Raw genomic sequence first — 16203 nt, 5'->3', positions numbered from 1 at the left:
GCCGCGAGGCGGAGCCTCGAGCGGTGCGGGTGGCGTCGAAAGGATGCGGCGTCCTACATCGGCCTCGGGGTACTGCGTCGGAGGGGGATGCTGCTGTGCAGCGACCCGTTCCGGTTACGCCGGCGGGCGACCGGATGCAAGGGCGGCGCCGCGATTTCCGCAGCCGGGGCGTCGGGCGTGCCGTCTCCAGGCGGCGTCGCGGCGCCGCTCGCCGTCGGCGCAGCCTTCGAGATGCGTGGCCTGCCCGCACCGGCCGAGCCGGTCAACTCGTCCGCGACGACGACTTGGACCGGAGCGGGACGACGGTCCCCGACGCCTCCGGCTCGAGCATCGCGGCGCGGAGCGCCGCGGCGATATCGGCTTGGCCGAACGGCTTGCGCAGCTGGACGATCGCCGGCTCGATGCCCTCCGCCAGCTCGGCGTAGCCCGTCGCGAGGACCACCGGGAGGCCGGGGTGCGCCTCCGCGATCCGCCGGAGCAGCTCCAGCCCGGTCATTACCGGCATGGCGTGATCGGTCACGACGACATCGATGCCGTGCCCGACCTCGAGGATGCCCAGCGCCTCGGCGCCCGAGGACGCCGCGACGGCACGGTGGCCCAGGTCGTCGAGCATGGCGACGGCGCTCTCGCGGACGAGAGGGTCGTCGTCGACGACGAGAATCTGGAGCGGCCGGCCCTCGGAGCCGGTCTCGGGCACGGCGGGCACACGCTCGTGGCAAGCACGGTCGACAGGCGAGACGGCAACGGGGAGCCAGACCTCGGCCGTCGTGCCCTCGCCAGGGCGGCTGCGCAGCACGAGCCGCCCTCTGGACTGCGCGGCGAGCCCCTGAACCATGGGCAGGCCGAGCCCGGTCCCCTTCCCCACACCCTTCGTCGTGAAGAACGGCTCGAGCGCGCGCGCCAGGGTCGCGTCGTCCATGCCGATCCCAGTATCGCCGACGGAGAGGCACACCATCCCGGCCTCCGCCCCCTCGCGGGTGTCGTTCGTGAACGCCCCGGTGACGGTGATCGTGCCGCCGTCCGGCATGGCGTCGCGCGCGTTGACGCACAGGTTCAGCAGGGCGAGCTCCAGCTGATGCGCGTCGACGAGCGCCGGCGGGAGCCCCAGCGGAAAGCGGGTCTCGATGCGCACCCCCGGCCCGATCGAGCGCTGCAGCAGCTCCGACATGCCCTGCACCAGGCTCGGGATGTCCACCGCCGACGGGCGCAGCTCCTGGCGTCGCGCGAAGGCCAGCATGCGGCGCGTCAGCGTGGCGCCGCGCTGCGCGCCGGCGATGGCGTTGTCGATGAGACGGGTCGTCCGCGGGTCTGTCGGGGCACGCTTGCGAAGGAGCTCGAGGCTGCTGAGGATCGCCATCAGCAGGTTGTTGAAGTCGTGCGCCACGCCGCCGGTCAGCTGGCCGAGCGCCTCCATCTTCTGCGCCTGGGCGAGCGCCTCCCGCGCTTCGTCGAGGGCGTCCTGAGCCCGTCGTCTCTCCGTGACGTCGCGGGTCACCTTGGCGAAGCCGATGATCTCGCCGGCATCGTCGCGTATCGGCTCGATCACGACGCTCGCGAGGAAGCGCGAGCCGTCCTTGCGCACCCGATCACCCTCGGCCTCGAACCGGCCGTCGCGCTCCGCGATGCGAAGAGCCTGCTCCGGGACGCCTCGCGCCCGATCCTCTTGCGTGTAGAAGCACGAGAAGTGCTGGCCGACGATCTCGTGCGCCTCGTAGCCCTTGATGCGTCGCGCCCCCGAGTTCCAGTTGGCGACATGGCCGCTGCGGTCGAGCATGAAGATCGCGTAGTCCGTCACGCTCTGGACCATGAGGCGGAAGCGCTCCTCGCTCTCGCGCAGGGCATCCGCCTCGCGAGCCGCGAGTCCCGCCAGATGCCGGTCGAGCGCGGCCGCGACGAGGGCGATCGCCAGGATGACGACCGTCGTCCCCGTCACCCACAGCGCGAGGGGCATCTGGCCGATATCGTTCCCGAGCCCGGCGGGCGGCGGGGAACCCGGCTGCACGAACACCGCGCCGTGCATCCCGATGTAGTGCATCCCGGCGATCGCGAGGCCCATGGCCATGGCGGCGCCGATGCGCCCCGGCGGCCCGGAATGCCGGAAGGCGAGCCGCAACGCCACGAAGGCGGCTCCGATCGCGACCACGACGGCCACCGCGACCCAGACGGGTTCGTGCTGCAACTCCGCCGGGAGGCGCATGGCAGCCATGCCGGCATAGTGCATGCCGACGATCCCGAGCCCCATCACGAGGCCGCTCGCCGCCAGGACGCCCCGCCGCGATCCCCACCGGTCGACGACGAAGAACCCGAGAGCGGTGACGCCGATGGGCAGCACGAGCGAGGCCAGCGTCAGCGGGACGTCGTATCCGATCGTGATGCCGGGCAAGCGAAAGGCCAGCATCGCGACGAAGTGCATCGACCAGATCCCGCCGCCCAGCGCCAGGGCGGCCGTCCCGAGCCAGGCCCACCGGGACCGGCCGCTCGCGACAATCATCCGGGTGGCGAGGTCGAGCGCGGTGTAGGACGCGAAGATCGCGATCAGGATCGAGAGCGCAACGGGGATCCCGTCATGGCTGCCGTCGTAGGTCATCGCTTCGGTGCACCGGCTGCTGGACGAACACGCGACAAATCCGCGTCCGTGCATGTAGTTTCCGCGAGGCGGCGGTGCAAATCGAATCGAGGGCCGGAGGCGGTCACTGGCCGGGGAGAGCAGGTCCTCCGCTGAGGGACGCGCTCCGGACCGGCAGGCGTGGGTCGGCCGGGCCGTGACGGGCTCCCGGCGGCGCCCGTCGTGAACGCCGACCTCGGCGAGGCGGAAGAGCCCGATCCCCCTCCCCTCGCCGCCCGGCCGCTCAGGCCGCCCGCTGCCCGGCGAGCGCCGCGAGCTCGGCCTCCCCGGGGATCGCGCCGGCGTACCAGAGGCGCGCCGCCACCGCGGACATCGCCCGACCGTCGTGGCCGATATGCGCGACCTCCACGAGGCGCCATGCGAGGGGCACGCCGAGCCGCTCCGCCTCGCGCCGCGCGACGGCGATGTAGTTGCCGGCGCGGGCGAATCGGTGCGGGCCCTGCGCGAGCGCCTCCGGATTCGACGGCAGATGCGGGTCGTCCGTGGCGATGTCGCCGGCGCCGGCGAGGATCACGATGGGCAGCGCGAAGAGGCGCCGCAGGTCGCCCTCGTCGAGCCCGATGCCGCCGAGCCCCTCGGGAAAGGGCTTGTCGAGGAGCGGCAGCGTGTACCAGCCCGCGTTCGAGGCGATCATCTCGCTGAACGGCACCCCCGGCTCCAGCGCGGCGAGGCGATGCACGAACTGCCCGCCGGCGGAATGGCCGAACAGCCGCGCCGTCGCCGCCCGCGTCACGCCCGCCTCGCGCAGCGCCTCGAAGATGCGCGCGAGGCTGTCGTAGGCCCATTCGCTCCGCGGCCGCACCGCGCCCTCGGCGTCGAGCACGCGGCCGTTGTTGTAGCTCTCGGGCTCCGGATAGTGCTCGTTCGAGAAGGTGGGCGCCACGACGAGCAGGCCGTGGCGGTCTGCCGCCTCGATCCAGAAGTCGCGATAATCGTCGCCGTTGCGCAGCATGCCGTGCTGAACGAAGACCGGCTCGCGCGCGGGATCGTAGCCCGCGGCGCGGTAGCAGTTCAGCGTGATCGGCCCCTCGCGATGGCCCGCTTCGTCGACGAAGGGGACGGCGTGACGGCCGGGGCGCGCGAGGGCGTCCGCGAGAGCGGCGAGATCGGTCATCAGGAAGGTACTCCGACTGTGGTCGCGATCGCCGCCGGCGAGGCGCCGGGGGCGGTGTGCAGGTGACAGGCTGCGCGCCGGCCCACCGCGACGGGGGCGAGCGCGGGGCGCGTCTCCCGGCAGACCGGCATGGCGTGGGGGCAGCGCGGGTGGAACGCGCAGCCCGGCGGCGGCGCGAGCGGCGAGGGTATCTCCCCCGCGATCGGCGTGAAGCGCCGCTTGCGACGGCGCACGTCCGGGATCTCGGCGACGAGCGCCGCCGTGTAGGGGTGCTGCGGATCCGAGAACAGCGCCTGCGCCGGCCCCTCCTCGACGATCCGGCCGAGATACATGATCGCCACGCGGTCGCAGATGTGGCGCACGAGGCCGAGATCGTGGCTGATGAACAGGTAGGTGAGCCCGCGCTTCTCGCGCAGGTCCATGAACAGGTTCACGACCTGCGCCTGGACCGAGACGTCGAGGGCCGCGACGGGCTCGTCGCAGACGAGGAAGCGAGGATCGACGGCGAGCGCCCGGGCGATGCCGATGCGCTGGCGCTGCCCGCCGGAGAACTCGTGCGGATAGCGGCTCGCATAGGAGGCGTCGAGCCCGACCTCGGCGAGCGCCGCCTCGACCCGGTCGGCGATCTCGCCGCGCGGCGCGAGGCCATGCACGGCGAGCGCCTCGCCCACCGTCTGGCGCACCGTGCGGCGCGGGTTGAGCGATGCGTAGGGATCCTGGAAGACGAGCTGCACCTCGAGCGTATAGGCGAGGCGCTCGGCCCGCGTCAGCTCTCGCACCGGCTTGCCGCGATAGAGCACGTCTCCGTCGGTGGGCGGGTGCAGCCCCGCGAGCGCCCGGCCGAGCGTCGACTTCCCGCATCCGCTCTCGCCGACGAGCCCGACGACCTCGCCCGGCGCCACGGCGAGGTCGACGTCCTCCACCGCGTGGACCGTGCGCCGGTCGATCGGCCTGCCGGCGAGCGCGAGGAGGCGCATGGCGATGTCGGGCTTGCGCGAGAAGCGCTTCACGAGGCCCCTCGCCTCCAGGATCGGCGCTTCCAAGATCGGCGCCTCGCGGTTCGGCGCTTCCAAGATCGGCGCGTCAAGGTTCGGCGCCTCGCGATGCGTCGTGTCGAGCGTCATGCGGCGTCTCGCTCGGGCATGGGGTTGTGGCAGCGCCAGCCTCGGCCGGGCACGGGGCCGGCGAGCGGCGGGTCGATCTCGGCGCAGACGGGCAGCACGTTGCCGCAGCGGGTGCGGAAGGGGCATCCCGTCGGACGGGCGGAGAGCGGCGGCGCGGTCCCGTCGATCTGGTGCAGCCGCGACCCGGGCGCGTTCACCGACGGCACGGACCCGAGCAGGCCGGCGGTGTAGGGATGACGCGGCGCGTCGAGCACGTCGTCCGCGGTGCCGGTCTCGACGATGCGCCCGGAATACATCACGCAGATGCGATCCGCGAGCTCGGCGACGACGCCGAGATCGTGGGTGATCCACAGGAGCGCCGTGCCGCTCGCCTCGCACAGCTTCTGCATCTCGTGGAGGATCTGGCCCTGGATCGTGACGTCGAGCGCCGTCGTCGGCTCGTCGGCGATGATCAGGTCGGGCTGGTTCAGCATGGCGGTGGCGATGGCGACCCGCTGGCGCATGCCACCCGAGAACTCGTGCGGGTACTGCCGCAGGCGCTGCGCCGCGGACGCGATGCCAACCTGGCCCAGAGCCTCGATGGCGCGGGTCCGCGCGGCGCGCTCGCCCACGCCGTGGTGCTCCGTCACGGCCTCGATCATCTGCTCGCCGATGGTCAGGACCGGGTTGAGCGTCATCAGCGGGTCCTGGAAGATCATCGCGATCCTGTCGCCGCGGATCGCGCGCATTGCGCTCTCGGGCAGCGAGAGGAGGTCGCGGCCCTCGAACAGGACCTCGCCCGCCACGATCTCGCCCGGCGGATCGACGAGGCGCATCAGCGAGAAGCCGGTCACGGACTTGCCCGAGCCGGATTCGCCGACGAGGCCGACGACCTCTCCCGGCGCGATCGACAGGTCGACGCCGTCCACGGCGGCATACGCCCCCGCGAGCGAATGGAACACGGTGCGCAGCCCTCGGACCTCGAGCAGCGGCCGGGCAGCGTTGGGGGACGGAGCGTTCATCAGCGGCGCCTCGGGTCGATGCTCTCGCGCAGGCGATCGCCGACGAGGTTGATCGAGAAGACGAGCACCACGAGCGCGAGGCCCGGGAAGAAGCTGATCCAGTACTCGCCGCTGAGCAGGTACTCGAACCCGCTCGCGATCAGGAGGCCCAGCGAGGGCTCGGTGATCGGCACGCCGACGCCCAGGAAGGACAAGGTCGATTCGAGCATGATGGCGGAGGCGACCTGCACGGTGGCGACGACGAGGATCGGCGCGAGCGCGTTGGGCAGCAGGTGGACGAGCATGATGCGCCAGCCAGGAATGGCGAAGTTGCGCGCCGCCTCGACATATTCCTTGCGCGCCTCGACCAGCACGGTGCCGCGCATGATCCGCGCGTATTGCGCCCATTGCACGATGACGATGGCGAGGATCACCTTGTCGACGCCCCGCCCCGTGGCCGAGAGCAGGATGAGCGCGACGAGGATCGTGGGAAAGCCGAGGATGAAGTCCACGAGGCGCATGATCGCGGTCTCGACGGCGCCGCCGACATAGGCCGCGAGAAGCCCCATCAGCGTGCCGATCGTCGCGGCCGCCGCCGTCGCCGACAGGCCGACGACGAGGCTGATGCGCAGGCCGTAGAGGATGGCGCTGAGCATGTCGCGCCCCTGCGAGTCGGTGCCGAGCCAGTAGACGGGGCCGTCCATGCTCTGCGTGCCGGGCGCCAGCCTGTTGTCGAAGATGCTGAGCGCGGCGAGGTCGTAGGGGTCGTGCGGCGCCAGGAACGGCGCGAACAGGGCGGCGGCGATCAGGATCACGAGCGCGATCGCCGCGCCGCGGGCCGTCGGCCGGCTGCGCAGGCGCGCCAGGATGCGGGCCCGGTTCGGCGTCTCGAGGATCGCGGGCGCCAGGCCGACGGGCTCGGAGCGCACGGGTTCTGGGCTCTGGCTCACGACGCCCCCTTCTCGAGCTCGACCCGCGGATCGAGCATCGCATAGGCGAGATCGACGAGGAGGTTGACCGTGACGAAGATGAAGGTGGCGATCATGACGTAGGCGACCACGACCGGCCGATCGAGCTGGTAGACGCTGTCGATCAGGAGCTTGCCCATGCCGGGCCAGGCGAACACGGTCTCGGTGATGGTGGAATAGGCGATCAGGCTGCCGAACTCGACGCCGATCACGGTGACGACGGGGACGAGGATGTTGCGCAGGATGTGCCGGCGCACGATGCGCCCGCGCCGCACGCCCTTGGCGCGGGCGTACTTGACGTAGTCCTGCAGCCGCGCCTCCGCCGTGCCCGAGGCGGCGAGCCGGAGCACGAGCGCGAGGTTCGGGAGAGCGAGGTTGATCGCCGGCAGGATCAGGTGGGACCAGCCGTCCGCGGTGAGAAAGCTCACCTCCACGCCGAGCAGGCTCACCGTGTCCCCGCGCCCCGCCGCCGGCGCCCAGTTCAGGAACACCGCGAAGACGAAGATCAGCATCATCCCCTGCCAGAAGGCCGGGAGCGAGTAGCCGAAGATCGAGCCCGTCATGATCGTGCGCGCGGTGCGCGTCTCGGGAGCGAGCCCGGCGATCATGCCGAGCGGCAGCCCGATCGAGACGGCGATCACGAGGGAGAGGACGACGAGCTCCAGGGTCGCGGGCAGCCGCTGGAGGATCAGCTCCACCGCGGGGACGCCGTGGACGAAGGAGGTGCCGAGGTCGCCCTGGGCGAGGTTGCCCAGGAACACGAGGTATTGCCGCCAGATCGGCAGGTCGAGACCGAGCCGACGGATCATCACCTCGCGCTCGGCCGCGCTCGTGTCCGGGCTGACGAGCAGCTCGACGGGATCGCCGATCGCGTAGACGGCGAAGAAGACGACCAGCGAGACCGCGAGGAGCACGAAGACGCTCTGGATCACGCGGCGGAGGATGAACAGCGTCACGGGCTCGTGTCCTCGGACGGATGGGGGAGCCGGGCCCGCTCGCGTGCGGGCCCGGCCGGACGATCACTCGTCGGAGGTGATGGCGGTCGCCAGCGTGTACTGGTCGGCGCGGCCCTGGTAGTCGAGGTCGGAGCGGAAGGCCCAGATCGTGCTCTCGTAGTGGAGCGGGATGTAGGGCATCTGCTCGAGCACCCGGGCGCCGGCCTGCTGCAGCAGCGCCTCGCGCTCCGCGTCGTCCATGGTGGCGATCGCCTCGCGCAGCACGACGTCGAACTCCGGATCGGACCAGCCGCCGTAATTGCTGCCGCCGAGCCCGGCCACGTCGTCGGTGGTCGGCACCCACTGACGCAGGAACGAGCTCGCCTCGCCGGTATCGGAGCCCCAGCCGCCCATGGAGAGGCTGAACTCGCGACCCGAGCGGCGCGAGAAGAAGATCGAGCGCGTCATCGCGTCGAGCTCGGTGTCGATGCCGATGCGGGTGAGGAACTGCGCCACCGCCTGCGCCACCTGAGCGTCGTTGATGTAGCGATCGTTGGTGGCGTGGAACGTCACGCTGAAGCCGTCGGGATAGCCCGCCTCGGCGAGGAGCTCGCGGGCGCGGTCGGGATCGTATTCCAGCGCGGGCGCATCAGCGATCGTGCCGAACATGCCCGCCGGCAGGAACTGGTTCGCCGGCGCCGCCGCGTCGTCCATGATGCGCTCGACGATCGCCTCGCGGTCGATCGCCATCGACATGGCGCGACGCACGCGCACGTCCTGGAACGGGTTCGAGCCGTCGGGCGCCTCGACGAAGGGGCTATCGTCGCGCATGTCGAGCTGCAGGTAGATCACCCGCGAGGACGGCGTGATCACGTACTCGTAGTCGTCCGAGCTCTCGATCCGCGAGAGGTCGCGCGCCGCAGGGTTCTCGATGACGTCGTAGTCGCCCGAGAGCAGACCGGCGAGCCGCGGGCCCGCGTTCGGGACCGGCTTGAAGCTCACGCGCTCCCATTCCGGCGCCTCGCCGAAATAGCGCTCGTTGCGCACGAGGTCGATGCCACTGCCCTTGACGTAGCTCTCGATCGCGTACGGTCCGGTGCCGATGGCGACGGTGCCATCGTTGAAGTCGTTCACCGTCGGCCAGGCGCCGGTGACACCGCAATCGCTCTGCGGGTCGAAGCTGATCTCGCCGTGCTCGGCGATCTCGTCGGAGATGATCGCGATCTGGGCGAGGCGGATCGGCAGCAGCGGATCGGGCTCGTTCGTCTCGAAGACGAGCGTATGATCGTCCGGCGCCTCGATCGAGGCCATGTTCTTGATGGCCTCGTCGAACGAGCCGGAGACCGCCGTCTCGTTGTTGAGCACGCGGCAATAGGAGAAGATCACGTCCTCGGCCGTGAACGGCGTGCCATCGCTGAAGACGACGTCGTCGCGCAGCTCGAAGCGCCAGGTGGTCGGCCCCTCGTTCGTCCAGGCCGTGGCGAGGTTCGGCTGGACCTTCTGCTGGGCGTCCGTCGTCAGCAGCGCGTCGAAGACGTGCATCGTCAGCGCGTTGTTCGACGACAGGTCGTGATAGTGCGGATCGACCGCCGTCGGTTCCGACGACAGGGCGATGGTGAGCTCCTCGGCCGAGGCGGTCCCGGCGAGGAGCGTGAACGCGAGCGCGCCGAAAAGGCCGCTGCGGCGCATGAATGGGGTCATCGAGTTTCTTCCCTCCGTTTTCGTCGTTGCCCGTTTTCGGGTCACCACTCGTCCTCCGGACGCGAGCCGTCGGACTCGCCGTCCTCGAAGAGGAACGGGTAGATCTGCTCCGTCAGCTTCGCCGCGTCGGCGGCGGTCTGGGTGCGCAGCATCAGCACCGCCGCGAGCGCCTCGATCGCCGCGACGATCCCGACGCTCGAGGCGAACAGCACGGGATGGCTCGCCCCGCCGAAGAGCACCGCCCGGCAGAACGGGACGATGGGCGAGCTCGGCGCATCGGTGATCCCGACCACCGGCACGCCCCGCTCGTGCAGCGAGCGCGTCAGGCGCACGGTCGTCGCGGAATAGCGCGGGAGCGTGATGACCAGCGCCGCGTCCTGCGGCTCCAGCCGCATCATGCGGGGGACCATGCGCGCCGGCCCGCCGAAGCCGGTCAGCACGACCTGAGCCGGCGCGAACTGCGCGAGGTGCTCGGCGGCGAACTGCGCCAGGGCCGACGAGATGCCGAGCCCGACGATGGCGACCGTCCGCGCACGCGCCAGCACGTCGGCGGCGACCGCGCAGGCCTCGGCGTTGAGGAGATCGCGCGCGAAGGCGAGGTTCGCCTCGGCCGAGGCGTACCCGTCCGCGAAGACGCCCGCCGGATCGGCGCCCGCGCCCTTGCGCTCACGCAGCTTCTCGACCGGCGCGATGGTGCGCCGGAACGCGTCCAGCGAGCGGGTGCGGAACTCGGCGTAGCCGTTGAGCCCCAGCGTCTTCACGAACCGGTTCACGGTGGCGATCGAGACCCCCGACGCCTCGGCCAGCTCCTCGATTCCCATGGTCGCCGCCAGCATCGGGTTGGCGAGGATCCAATCCGCGAGCCGCCCCTGCGACGCGGTGAACGCCGCGCGCTGGTTCAGGATCAGGGACAGGATGGGGGAGAGGGTCGACATCGGGGCCACGGTCCAATCTGAAAAACATTGTTTCCAGTATCGACCATCTTGCAAGATAATTTTTCACCAAGCCTCTTCCGACCGAATGGGCGACTGGCCACGCTGGCCTGCTCGCTCCTTTCGGGCTGCATCGCTCCGGTCCGCCGTTCCCCCAGGTCCTTGCGGCACGCGAGACGGCTGCCCGAGACCGGCAGCGCTCGCCGCACGCCCGACACGAGCCTAGCCGCGCCCGGCCGCGACCTGCGGGCCCCGATGGTGCCCAGGCGCTTCGCGCCGGGCGATCTCGTGGGCGAGCATCTGGGAGAGGTAGCTGCCCGGGTCGTGCATCAGGGCATCGGTCTCCCCGTCCTCGACCACCCGCCCGCCGTCCAGCGCGTAGACCCGGTGCGCGAAGCTCACCATCGAGGGGCGATGCGCGATGGTGAGGATCGTCGTCTCGCCGGCGAGCCGCACGAGGGCGTCGGCGATCCGCGCCTGGCTCTCCCAGTCGAGCGCGCTCGTGGCCTCGTCGAGGACGAGGAGCGCCGGGCGGCGCAGGAGGGCGCGGGCGAGCGCGATCCGCTGGCGCTCGCCGCCGGACAGGAGCCCGCCGCGCTCACCGACCGGCGTGCCGAGCCCCTGCGGCAGGCGGTCGACCGGCAGTGCCGCCTTCGCGAGGACGTCGGCGAGGCGCGCGTCGTCGGCGTCCGGAGCCGCGACCAGGAGATTGTCCCGCACCGTCCCGCCGGAGAGGAACGTCTCCTGCGGCAGGTAGGCGACGTGATCGCGCCAGGCGCGGGCCTGGTCCGGCGCGAGCGGCTCGCCGTCCAGGCGCATCGCTCCCTCTCGGGGCCGCACGAGCCCGGTGACGATATCGGCGAGCGTGCTCTTGCCGGAGCCGGAGGCGCCGATCACCGCCGTGATCTCGCCGACGCGAAGACGCACCGTGCAGTCCGTCAGTCCGGCCCGCGGGGCATCGTCGTCGCCGCCCGGTGCCGGGTGGTGGTACGTCACCCGGTCGAGGAGGATCTCGTGCCGGGGCCGGCGCACGGGCCGGGCCGGCACCGCCTCGATCTCGCGCGCGGCCCCGAGCACCGCGACGTGGCCGACGAGACGCCTGTAGGCGGTCTCGTTCTTGAGAAACTCGCCGGACTGGGCCTGCAGCGCCATGAAGCGCGGTGCGATCCGCATCAGCACGAGCAGCATGACGGCGAGCTCGGCGATGCCGAGCGCGACGACACGCAGCCCGACGTAGGCGAAGGCCACGCCCGCCACCGCCAGGCCGACGCGGAACAGGCCGTTGCCGGTCGCCTGCCTCCACGCGTAGACCCGCGCCTCGTCGCGGGCGCGGGCGAGGTTGTCCTCGAACAGCGCGACGTGGCGCGCCTCCTCGTTCATGCTGCGGGCGGTCTTCAGCCCGTGCAGGAACTCCGTGACGATGCCGAACTGGTCCGTGCGCCTGCGCATCAGCCGCTCGCCGAACTGCGCCGAGGCGCTTCGGAACGGGTGCAGGGCGACGAAGCCGAGGACGCCGAAGGCGAGCGCGAACAGCGTCATCGGAACCGAGATGGCGAACGTCAGCCCCACCAGGACGACGAGGCCGATCGCGCTCTGGAGCATGCCGAGGACGGCGAAGATGCTCAGGTTCAGCCGCTCGATCTCTCCGGTGAGCGCGTATTCCACATCCGCCCGGCGCATGCCCGAGAGCGCATCCCAGCGCGCGCCGGCGACGGCGCGAAACAGGTCCGTGCGGATCCCGTTCGAGAACGCCTGGAGCAGATCCGAGAAGTAGGCGGCCTTGCGCCGGTTGAACCAGACCTGCAGCGCGACCAGCACCACGAGGGCCGCGAGCATCGCCTCGAGCCCCACCGCGACCGCCGGCAGGTCGATGCCGTCGGGCGCCAGCTCGGAGAGGTAGACCCCGCCCTGCGCCCGCGAGCTCTCGACGAGATGCAGGATCGGCAGGAGCAGGAGGATGGAGGCGCCCTCGCTCAGCGTGCCGAGGACGAGGAAGACCAGCGCGACCCAGATCTTCGCGCCGCAGGAGCGGCGCAGCGCAGAGAGCAGGCCGCCCAGCGCGCCGAGATGCGAGCCGAGCCCCGACGCCCTGTCGACGACCGCGCCCTCCGGCGCCTCCGCCGCGCGACCGGCTCCGGAGGCTCGGGCGTGGGGGGCGCTCACGCGGCCTCTCGGGCGCGGCGGGCGACGTCGCGCTCGATCGCGCCCACGCCCTCGGCGATGCGATCGAGACCCTCGGGCACGACGAGCCGCGCGACGAGCCCGGCATCGGCCATCGTCGCCGCGCCGCGCACGTGCGCGCCGGCGCGCAGCGGGGCGAAGGCCTGTGCCCCGTACCGCGCCGCGTAGGCGAAGCGCAGGACGGCGCGCAGCGCATCGAGGCCCGCGACAGGCGCGATCCGCGCGCCCTCCCCGCGCTCCACGAGATAGAGCCGGCGCACCGGCAGCGGCTCGACAGTGTAGCGCCGGACGAGAACCCGATGCTTGCGGATCTGCGGATGCACGGCGGGCCGGACCTCGGCGATCGGGTCGCCGAGGCGCGCGAGCGCGGCGTCGTCGAGCTTCAGCTGGGGAAAACCGGGCAGCGCCCGCGTGGTGGCGCCGACGTCGAGCACGACCAGGTCGTCCGCCACGAGGGCGTGGCCGGCGGACAGGAGAGCGCTCGCGGTCGTCGACTTGCCGGCGCCCTTGTCGCCCATGACGACGACGACCTCGCCGTCCACCGCGATCGCGCTCGCGTGCATGACGAAACGGCCCCCCAGGTGCAGCGCGGCGGCGAGGACGGGGCCGAGCAGCGGGAAGGCGAGGAGCTCGTCGCCGACGCCCTCCAGCGGCGCGGCGACGATCCGGCCGTCGCGAACGCGGAAGCTCCCGACCTCCGGCCAGGCGAGGGACGCCTCCCCCTCCCGGAAGGACACGCCCGGCTCGACGGCGAGGCTGCCCGGCCCGGCGCGGACGATCGTCAGGTCGGGCGGCGCGCCCGGCGACGCCGTGCCGGGCCGCAGCTCCGGCAGCACGACGTCGGAGCGGATGCGCAGGCCGTAGGCGTCGTAGGCGTGCGGCGCGCGCCCGGGGGGCGCGACGGCGGGGCTCGTCATCGCAGGGTCTCCATGGCAGGCCGAGCCGGGGCGGGCCGACCCGAGGCAGGCCGGGCTGGGACGGCGGCGGGCGTCTCGAGCCACAGGGCGAGCTGGATCACCCGCCACAGCGCGAAGGCGGTGCCCGAGTCCGCCCGGCCGCGCTCGAGCGCGTGCACGTGCTCGCGCAGGACGTCCATCGCGACGTGGGCCGCGATGTCGCCGGGCCGCTCGAGCAGCGCCGCGAGGAAGGCGCGGGTCTGCGGACGGCGCAGGGCCGCCAGGGCCATCGGGAGGAAGTCCGCCTTGGTGCGGCGCAGCCGCACCGAGTCGGGGAGGATGCCCCGCATCGCGTCGCGCAGGAGCGCGCGGGTGCGTCCGCCGGCGAGCTTCGCCGCCGCCGGACGGCTGGTGCAGAACGCGATCACGCGTCGGTCGAAGAACGGATAGCGCGGCTCGATCCCCGCCCGCGCCGCGGCCTCGTCGAGCACCTCGAAGGCCTCGGGGATGCGGGGCGCCGTGAGGGAGCCCACGTGCAGCCGGGTCGCCTCGTCGTGGCCGGCGACGGGGCGGGCCACGCCCTCGCGGATCCGCTCGACGATGTTCGTGCGCCGCGCCGCCTCGGGCGAGAGCAGCCGACGCCAGGCAAAGGCGTCGTGTCGGGCCCGCCCGCCGCGCAGGCGGCGCGCCAGCGCCCGCACGAAGGGGGCCGGGGCGGAACGGGCGATGCGGGCGAGGAACAGGTCGGTGCGGGGGTCGCCATAGAGCGGCGCCGCCTCCCCGCAGGCGCGCCAGAGCGCGCGCCAGCGCCCCGCGCGGGCGAGCTCGTCGAGGCGGGCGAAGCCGTCGGAGATCACCTCGTCCCCGCCGTGCCCGTTGACGAGCGCGCCGAGGCCCGCCTCGGCGGCCGCCCCGTAGAGCGCACGCGTGAAGACGAGCCCGGGAGCCGGCGCCGGGGCGCGCCGCGTTGAGACGATCTCTCGCCCCGCCTCCACCGCATCCGGCGCCGACAGGTGGAGAGCGTGCGGCTCGAACCGGTGGGCGGCGAGCACCGCCTCGATATGGGCGCCCTCGTCGAGCTCCGGATGATCCGCGAAGCGCATCGAGAAGACCGGCAGAGGCTGCGGACGCAATGTCGCGCCGATGCAGGCGAGCGCGCTCGAATCGAGCCCGCCGCTCAGCATGACGCCCGTCGGCGTCCCGCGCAGGCGCACCGCGACCGCCTCCTCCAGGAGCGCGCGCAGCCGCTCCCCGTCGTCGCGGGCATCCGCAGGCTCCTCCTGCGTCGGGACGAGCGACCAGTATCGCCGCGTCGCCGCCGCGCCGTCCGGTCCCACGCGCAGGAGGTGGCCGGGCTCGAGCCGCGAGAGCCCGCGATGCGCCGTGCGCGCCGCGTCCGCGGACCAGCCCGTGAGATACTGCGCCACGAAGACGTCGTCGATCTCGGGCTCGGCGTCGAGCCCCGCGAGGATCGCGGCGCCCTCGCTGGCGACGAGCACGGCGTCCGCGTCGACGTGGTAGAAGAACGGCTTCACGCCGAAGCGGTCGCGCGCGCCGATCAGCTCGCGGCGGGCGGGGTCCCAGACGACGATGGCGAAGTCTCCCTCGAGATGCTCGGCGAAGGCGCAGCCCCAGCGCTCGTAGGCGGCGAGCGCGAGGACGGCGTCGGGCGAGCCCGGCGGGCGGCCGAGGTCGCGCGCGAGCCCGGCGGCGTCGTCGAGGCGCATGTCGGCGCACAGGATCGGCCCGTCCGGCCGCAGGCGCACCGCACCGGGACGGCCCGTGGGCGTCCCGCGCCAGCGCGCGCCGAGGCAGGCATCGCCGCTCTCGAAGGCGTGCGCATTCGCGCCGCGATGCGCCATCGCGCCGAGCATCGCCTCGACGGACCCGGCGCCGGCTCCCGGATTGCGCGCCCGCAGCGCGACGGCGATCGCGCTCATGCCGAGCGCTCCCGCGCCTGCGGCGCGCGCTCGACGCCGCCGTCCGTCCGAAAGGCGACAAGGCCGCGATGGTTCTGGAAGTCGGCGCTCCGGCCGCCGAGCAGAATCGTGTCGTTGCACAGGAGCCAGGCATGCGGGCTCGGCCGCGACCCGTCCCCGGGCGAGAGCGAGACGAGGACCGTCGAGGCCGCGCCGCGTCGCGCGAGCAGCGCCTGCCCCGACAGCGCCCGCGTCAGGCAGGTCGCGCCCGGAACGAAGCGCGAGGCCACGTCGACCGACCAGGCGATCTCGCGCATGTCGCCGAGCCCCGCCGACCCGGCGACCCGGCGCGCGGCGATCCGCCGCCTGACGGCGCCGGCGCCGCGCGCCCACAGGGCGACGCGCACGGCCGCGACGGTCAGCAGCGCGCGGGCGACGAGGGAGAGCTCACGCGGTGAGGGGCGCCGCATCGTCACCTCCCGCGGACAGGCGCACGAGGCGACGCTCCGCCATGCGTTCGAGCAGGCCGGAAAGGTCGGAGCGGCAGCGCGCCTCGTCGACGTCGTAGGTCGACGTCACACGCGCGACGAGATCGCCGAGCGTGCGCGTCTCGCCGGGTTCCGAGAGGGCGCGCCAGACGACCGTGCCCACGGCGTCGAGGCGGAAATAGGTGTTGCTCTCGAGATCGAGCACGACGAGGCCATCGCCGAAGTCGCATTCGACACAGCTCGGCGAGGCCGTCACGGCGAGTTCGCGGTCCATTGGGCCGACTTCCTCCGGCGCGGTGATCTGCGGCGCGGCCGGCGAGCGCCGCGCTGGCTTGGGTC

The 16203-nt window shown here is 72.6% G+C and carries 13 protein-coding genes; all 13 read right to left on the bottom strand.

Annotation, left to right across the window (positions count from 1 at the left end; genetic code table 11):
• Nucleotides 1-262: 262 nt before the first annotated feature.
• Entirely contained in the window at nt 263-2587 is a 2325-nt protein-coding gene (locus G407_RS0117020) for an MHYT domain-containing protein (RefSeq protein WP_029031792.1), read from the bottom strand.
• A 262-nt stretch (nt 2588-2849) separates the two neighbouring features.
• A complete protein-coding gene (locus tag G407_RS0117015; protein ID WP_029031791.1) occupies nt 2850-3740 on the bottom strand; it encodes an alpha/beta hydrolase family protein in 891 nt (296 codons plus the stop codon).
• Nucleotides 3740-4864 carry an ABC transporter ATP-binding protein gene (locus G407_RS28305; RefSeq protein ID WP_084327593.1) on the bottom strand — a complete coding sequence of 375 codons (1125 nt, stop codon included), beginning with the start codon at nt 4862-4864 and terminating at the stop codon, nt 3740-3742. The genes G407_RS0117015 and G407_RS28305 overlap by 1 nt, the downstream gene beginning before the upstream one ends.
• Nucleotides 4861-5865, bottom strand: a complete 1005-nt coding sequence (locus tag G407_RS0117005; RefSeq protein WP_029031790.1) for an ABC transporter ATP-binding protein — start codon at nt 5863-5865, stop codon at nt 4861-4863. The genes G407_RS28305 and G407_RS0117005 overlap by 4 nt, the downstream gene beginning before the upstream one ends.
• Entirely contained in the window at nt 5865-6752 is an 888-nt protein-coding gene (locus G407_RS0117000; RefSeq protein WP_425337507.1) for an ABC transporter permease, read from the bottom strand. The genes G407_RS0117005 and G407_RS0117000 overlap by 1 nt, the downstream gene beginning before the upstream one ends.
• Nucleotides 6753-6790: 38 nt before the next feature.
• Complete coding sequence (locus G407_RS0116995) at nt 6791-7768, bottom strand: ABC transporter permease (RefSeq protein ID WP_029031788.1); 978 nt, start codon at nt 7766-7768, stop codon at nt 6791-6793.
• Between the two features lie 63 nt (nt 7769-7831).
• Nucleotides 7832-9448 carry an ABC transporter substrate-binding protein gene (locus G407_RS0116990; RefSeq protein ID WP_245259116.1) on the bottom strand — a complete coding sequence of 539 codons (1617 nt, stop codon included), beginning with the start codon at nt 9446-9448 and terminating at the stop codon, nt 7832-7834.
• A gap of 41 nt (nt 9449-9489) precedes the next feature.
• The gene (locus G407_RS0116985; protein ID WP_029031786.1) at nt 9490-10383 is read right to left on the bottom strand and encodes a MurR/RpiR family transcriptional regulator; all 894 of its coding nucleotides are present in this window, start codon (nt 10381-10383) and stop codon (nt 9490-9492) included.
• Nucleotides 10384-10602: 219 nt separating this feature from the next.
• Nucleotides 10603-12543, bottom strand: a complete 1941-nt coding sequence (locus tag G407_RS28300) for an ABC transporter ATP-binding protein (protein ID WP_210163127.1) — start codon at nt 12541-12543, stop codon at nt 10603-10605.
• Nucleotides 12540-13478 carry a hypothetical protein gene (locus G407_RS0116975; RefSeq protein WP_029031785.1) on the bottom strand — a complete coding sequence of 313 codons (939 nt, stop codon included), beginning with the start codon at nt 13476-13478 and terminating at the stop codon, nt 12540-12542. Before G407_RS0116975 ends, G407_RS28300 begins: the two co-directional genes overlap by 4 nt.
• Nucleotides 13475-15397, bottom strand: a complete 1923-nt coding sequence (locus G407_RS28295) for an asparagine synthase-related protein (RefSeq protein WP_052341494.1) — start codon at nt 15395-15397, stop codon at nt 13475-13477. The genes G407_RS0116975 and G407_RS28295 overlap by 4 nt, the downstream gene beginning before the upstream one ends.
• Nucleotides 15394-15846, bottom strand: coding sequence for a lasso peptide biosynthesis B2 protein (locus tag G407_RS0116965; RefSeq protein WP_029031784.1), 453 nt, complete (start codon nt 15844-15846; stop codon nt 15394-15396). Before G407_RS0116965 ends, G407_RS28295 begins: the two co-directional genes overlap by 4 nt.
• Nucleotides 15824-16138 (bottom strand): PqqD family protein, encoded by a 315-nt coding sequence (locus tag G407_RS28290; protein WP_052341493.1) that lies wholly within the window; start codon nt 16136-16138, stop codon nt 15824-15826. Before G407_RS28290 ends, G407_RS0116965 begins: the two co-directional genes overlap by 23 nt.
• Between the last annotated feature and the right edge of the window lie 65 nt (nt 16139-16203).

The sequence above is a fragment of the Salinarimonas rosea DSM 21201 genome (assembly GCF_000429045.1).
In the GTDB taxonomy this organism is placed as follows: domain Bacteria; phylum Pseudomonadota; class Alphaproteobacteria; order Rhizobiales; family Beijerinckiaceae; genus Salinarimonas; species Salinarimonas rosea.
The sequence above is the reverse complement of the archived record's forward strand: the minus strand, read 5'-3'. Positions and strand labels throughout refer to the sequence as shown.

Bases quoted from the DNA above. Each gene is read 5' to 3' on its own strand.
- G407_RS0116965 (WP_029031784.1), bottom strand. From the start codon at position 15,846: ATGCGGCGCCCCTCACCGCGTGAGCTCTCCCTCGTCGCCCGCGCGCTG.
- G407_RS0116985 (WP_029031786.1), bottom strand. From the start codon at position 10,383: ATGTCGACCCTCTCCCCCATCCTGTCCCTGATCCTGAACCAGCGCGCG.
- G407_RS0117005 (WP_029031790.1), bottom strand. From the start codon at position 5,865: ATGAACGCTCCGTCCCCCAACGCTGCCCGGCCGCTGCTCGAGGTCCGA.
- G407_RS0116975 (WP_029031785.1), bottom strand. From the start codon at position 13,478: ATGACGAGCCCCGCCGTCGCGCCCCCCGGGCGCGCGCCGCACGCCTAC.
- G407_RS28305 (WP_084327593.1), bottom strand. From the start codon at position 4,864: ATGACGCTCGACACGACGCATCGCGAGGCGCCGAACCTTGACGCGCCG.
- G407_RS0117015 (WP_029031791.1), bottom strand. From the start codon at position 3,740: ATGACCGATCTCGCCGCTCTCGCGGACGCCCTCGCGCGCCCCGGCCGT.
- G407_RS0117020 (WP_029031792.1), bottom strand. From the start codon at position 2,587: ATGACCTACGACGGCAGCCATGACGGGATCCCCGTTGCGCTCTCGATC.
- G407_RS28290 (WP_052341493.1), bottom strand. From the start codon at position 16,138: ATGGACCGCGAACTCGCCGTGACGGCCTCGCCGAGCTGTGTCGAATGC.
- G407_RS0116990 (WP_245259116.1), bottom strand. From the start codon at position 9,448: ATGACCCCATTCATGCGCCGCAGCGGCCTTTTCGGCGCGCTCGCGTTC.
- G407_RS28295 (WP_052341494.1), bottom strand. From the start codon at position 15,397: ATGAGCGCGATCGCCGTCGCGCTGCGGGCGCGCAATCCGGGAGCCGGC.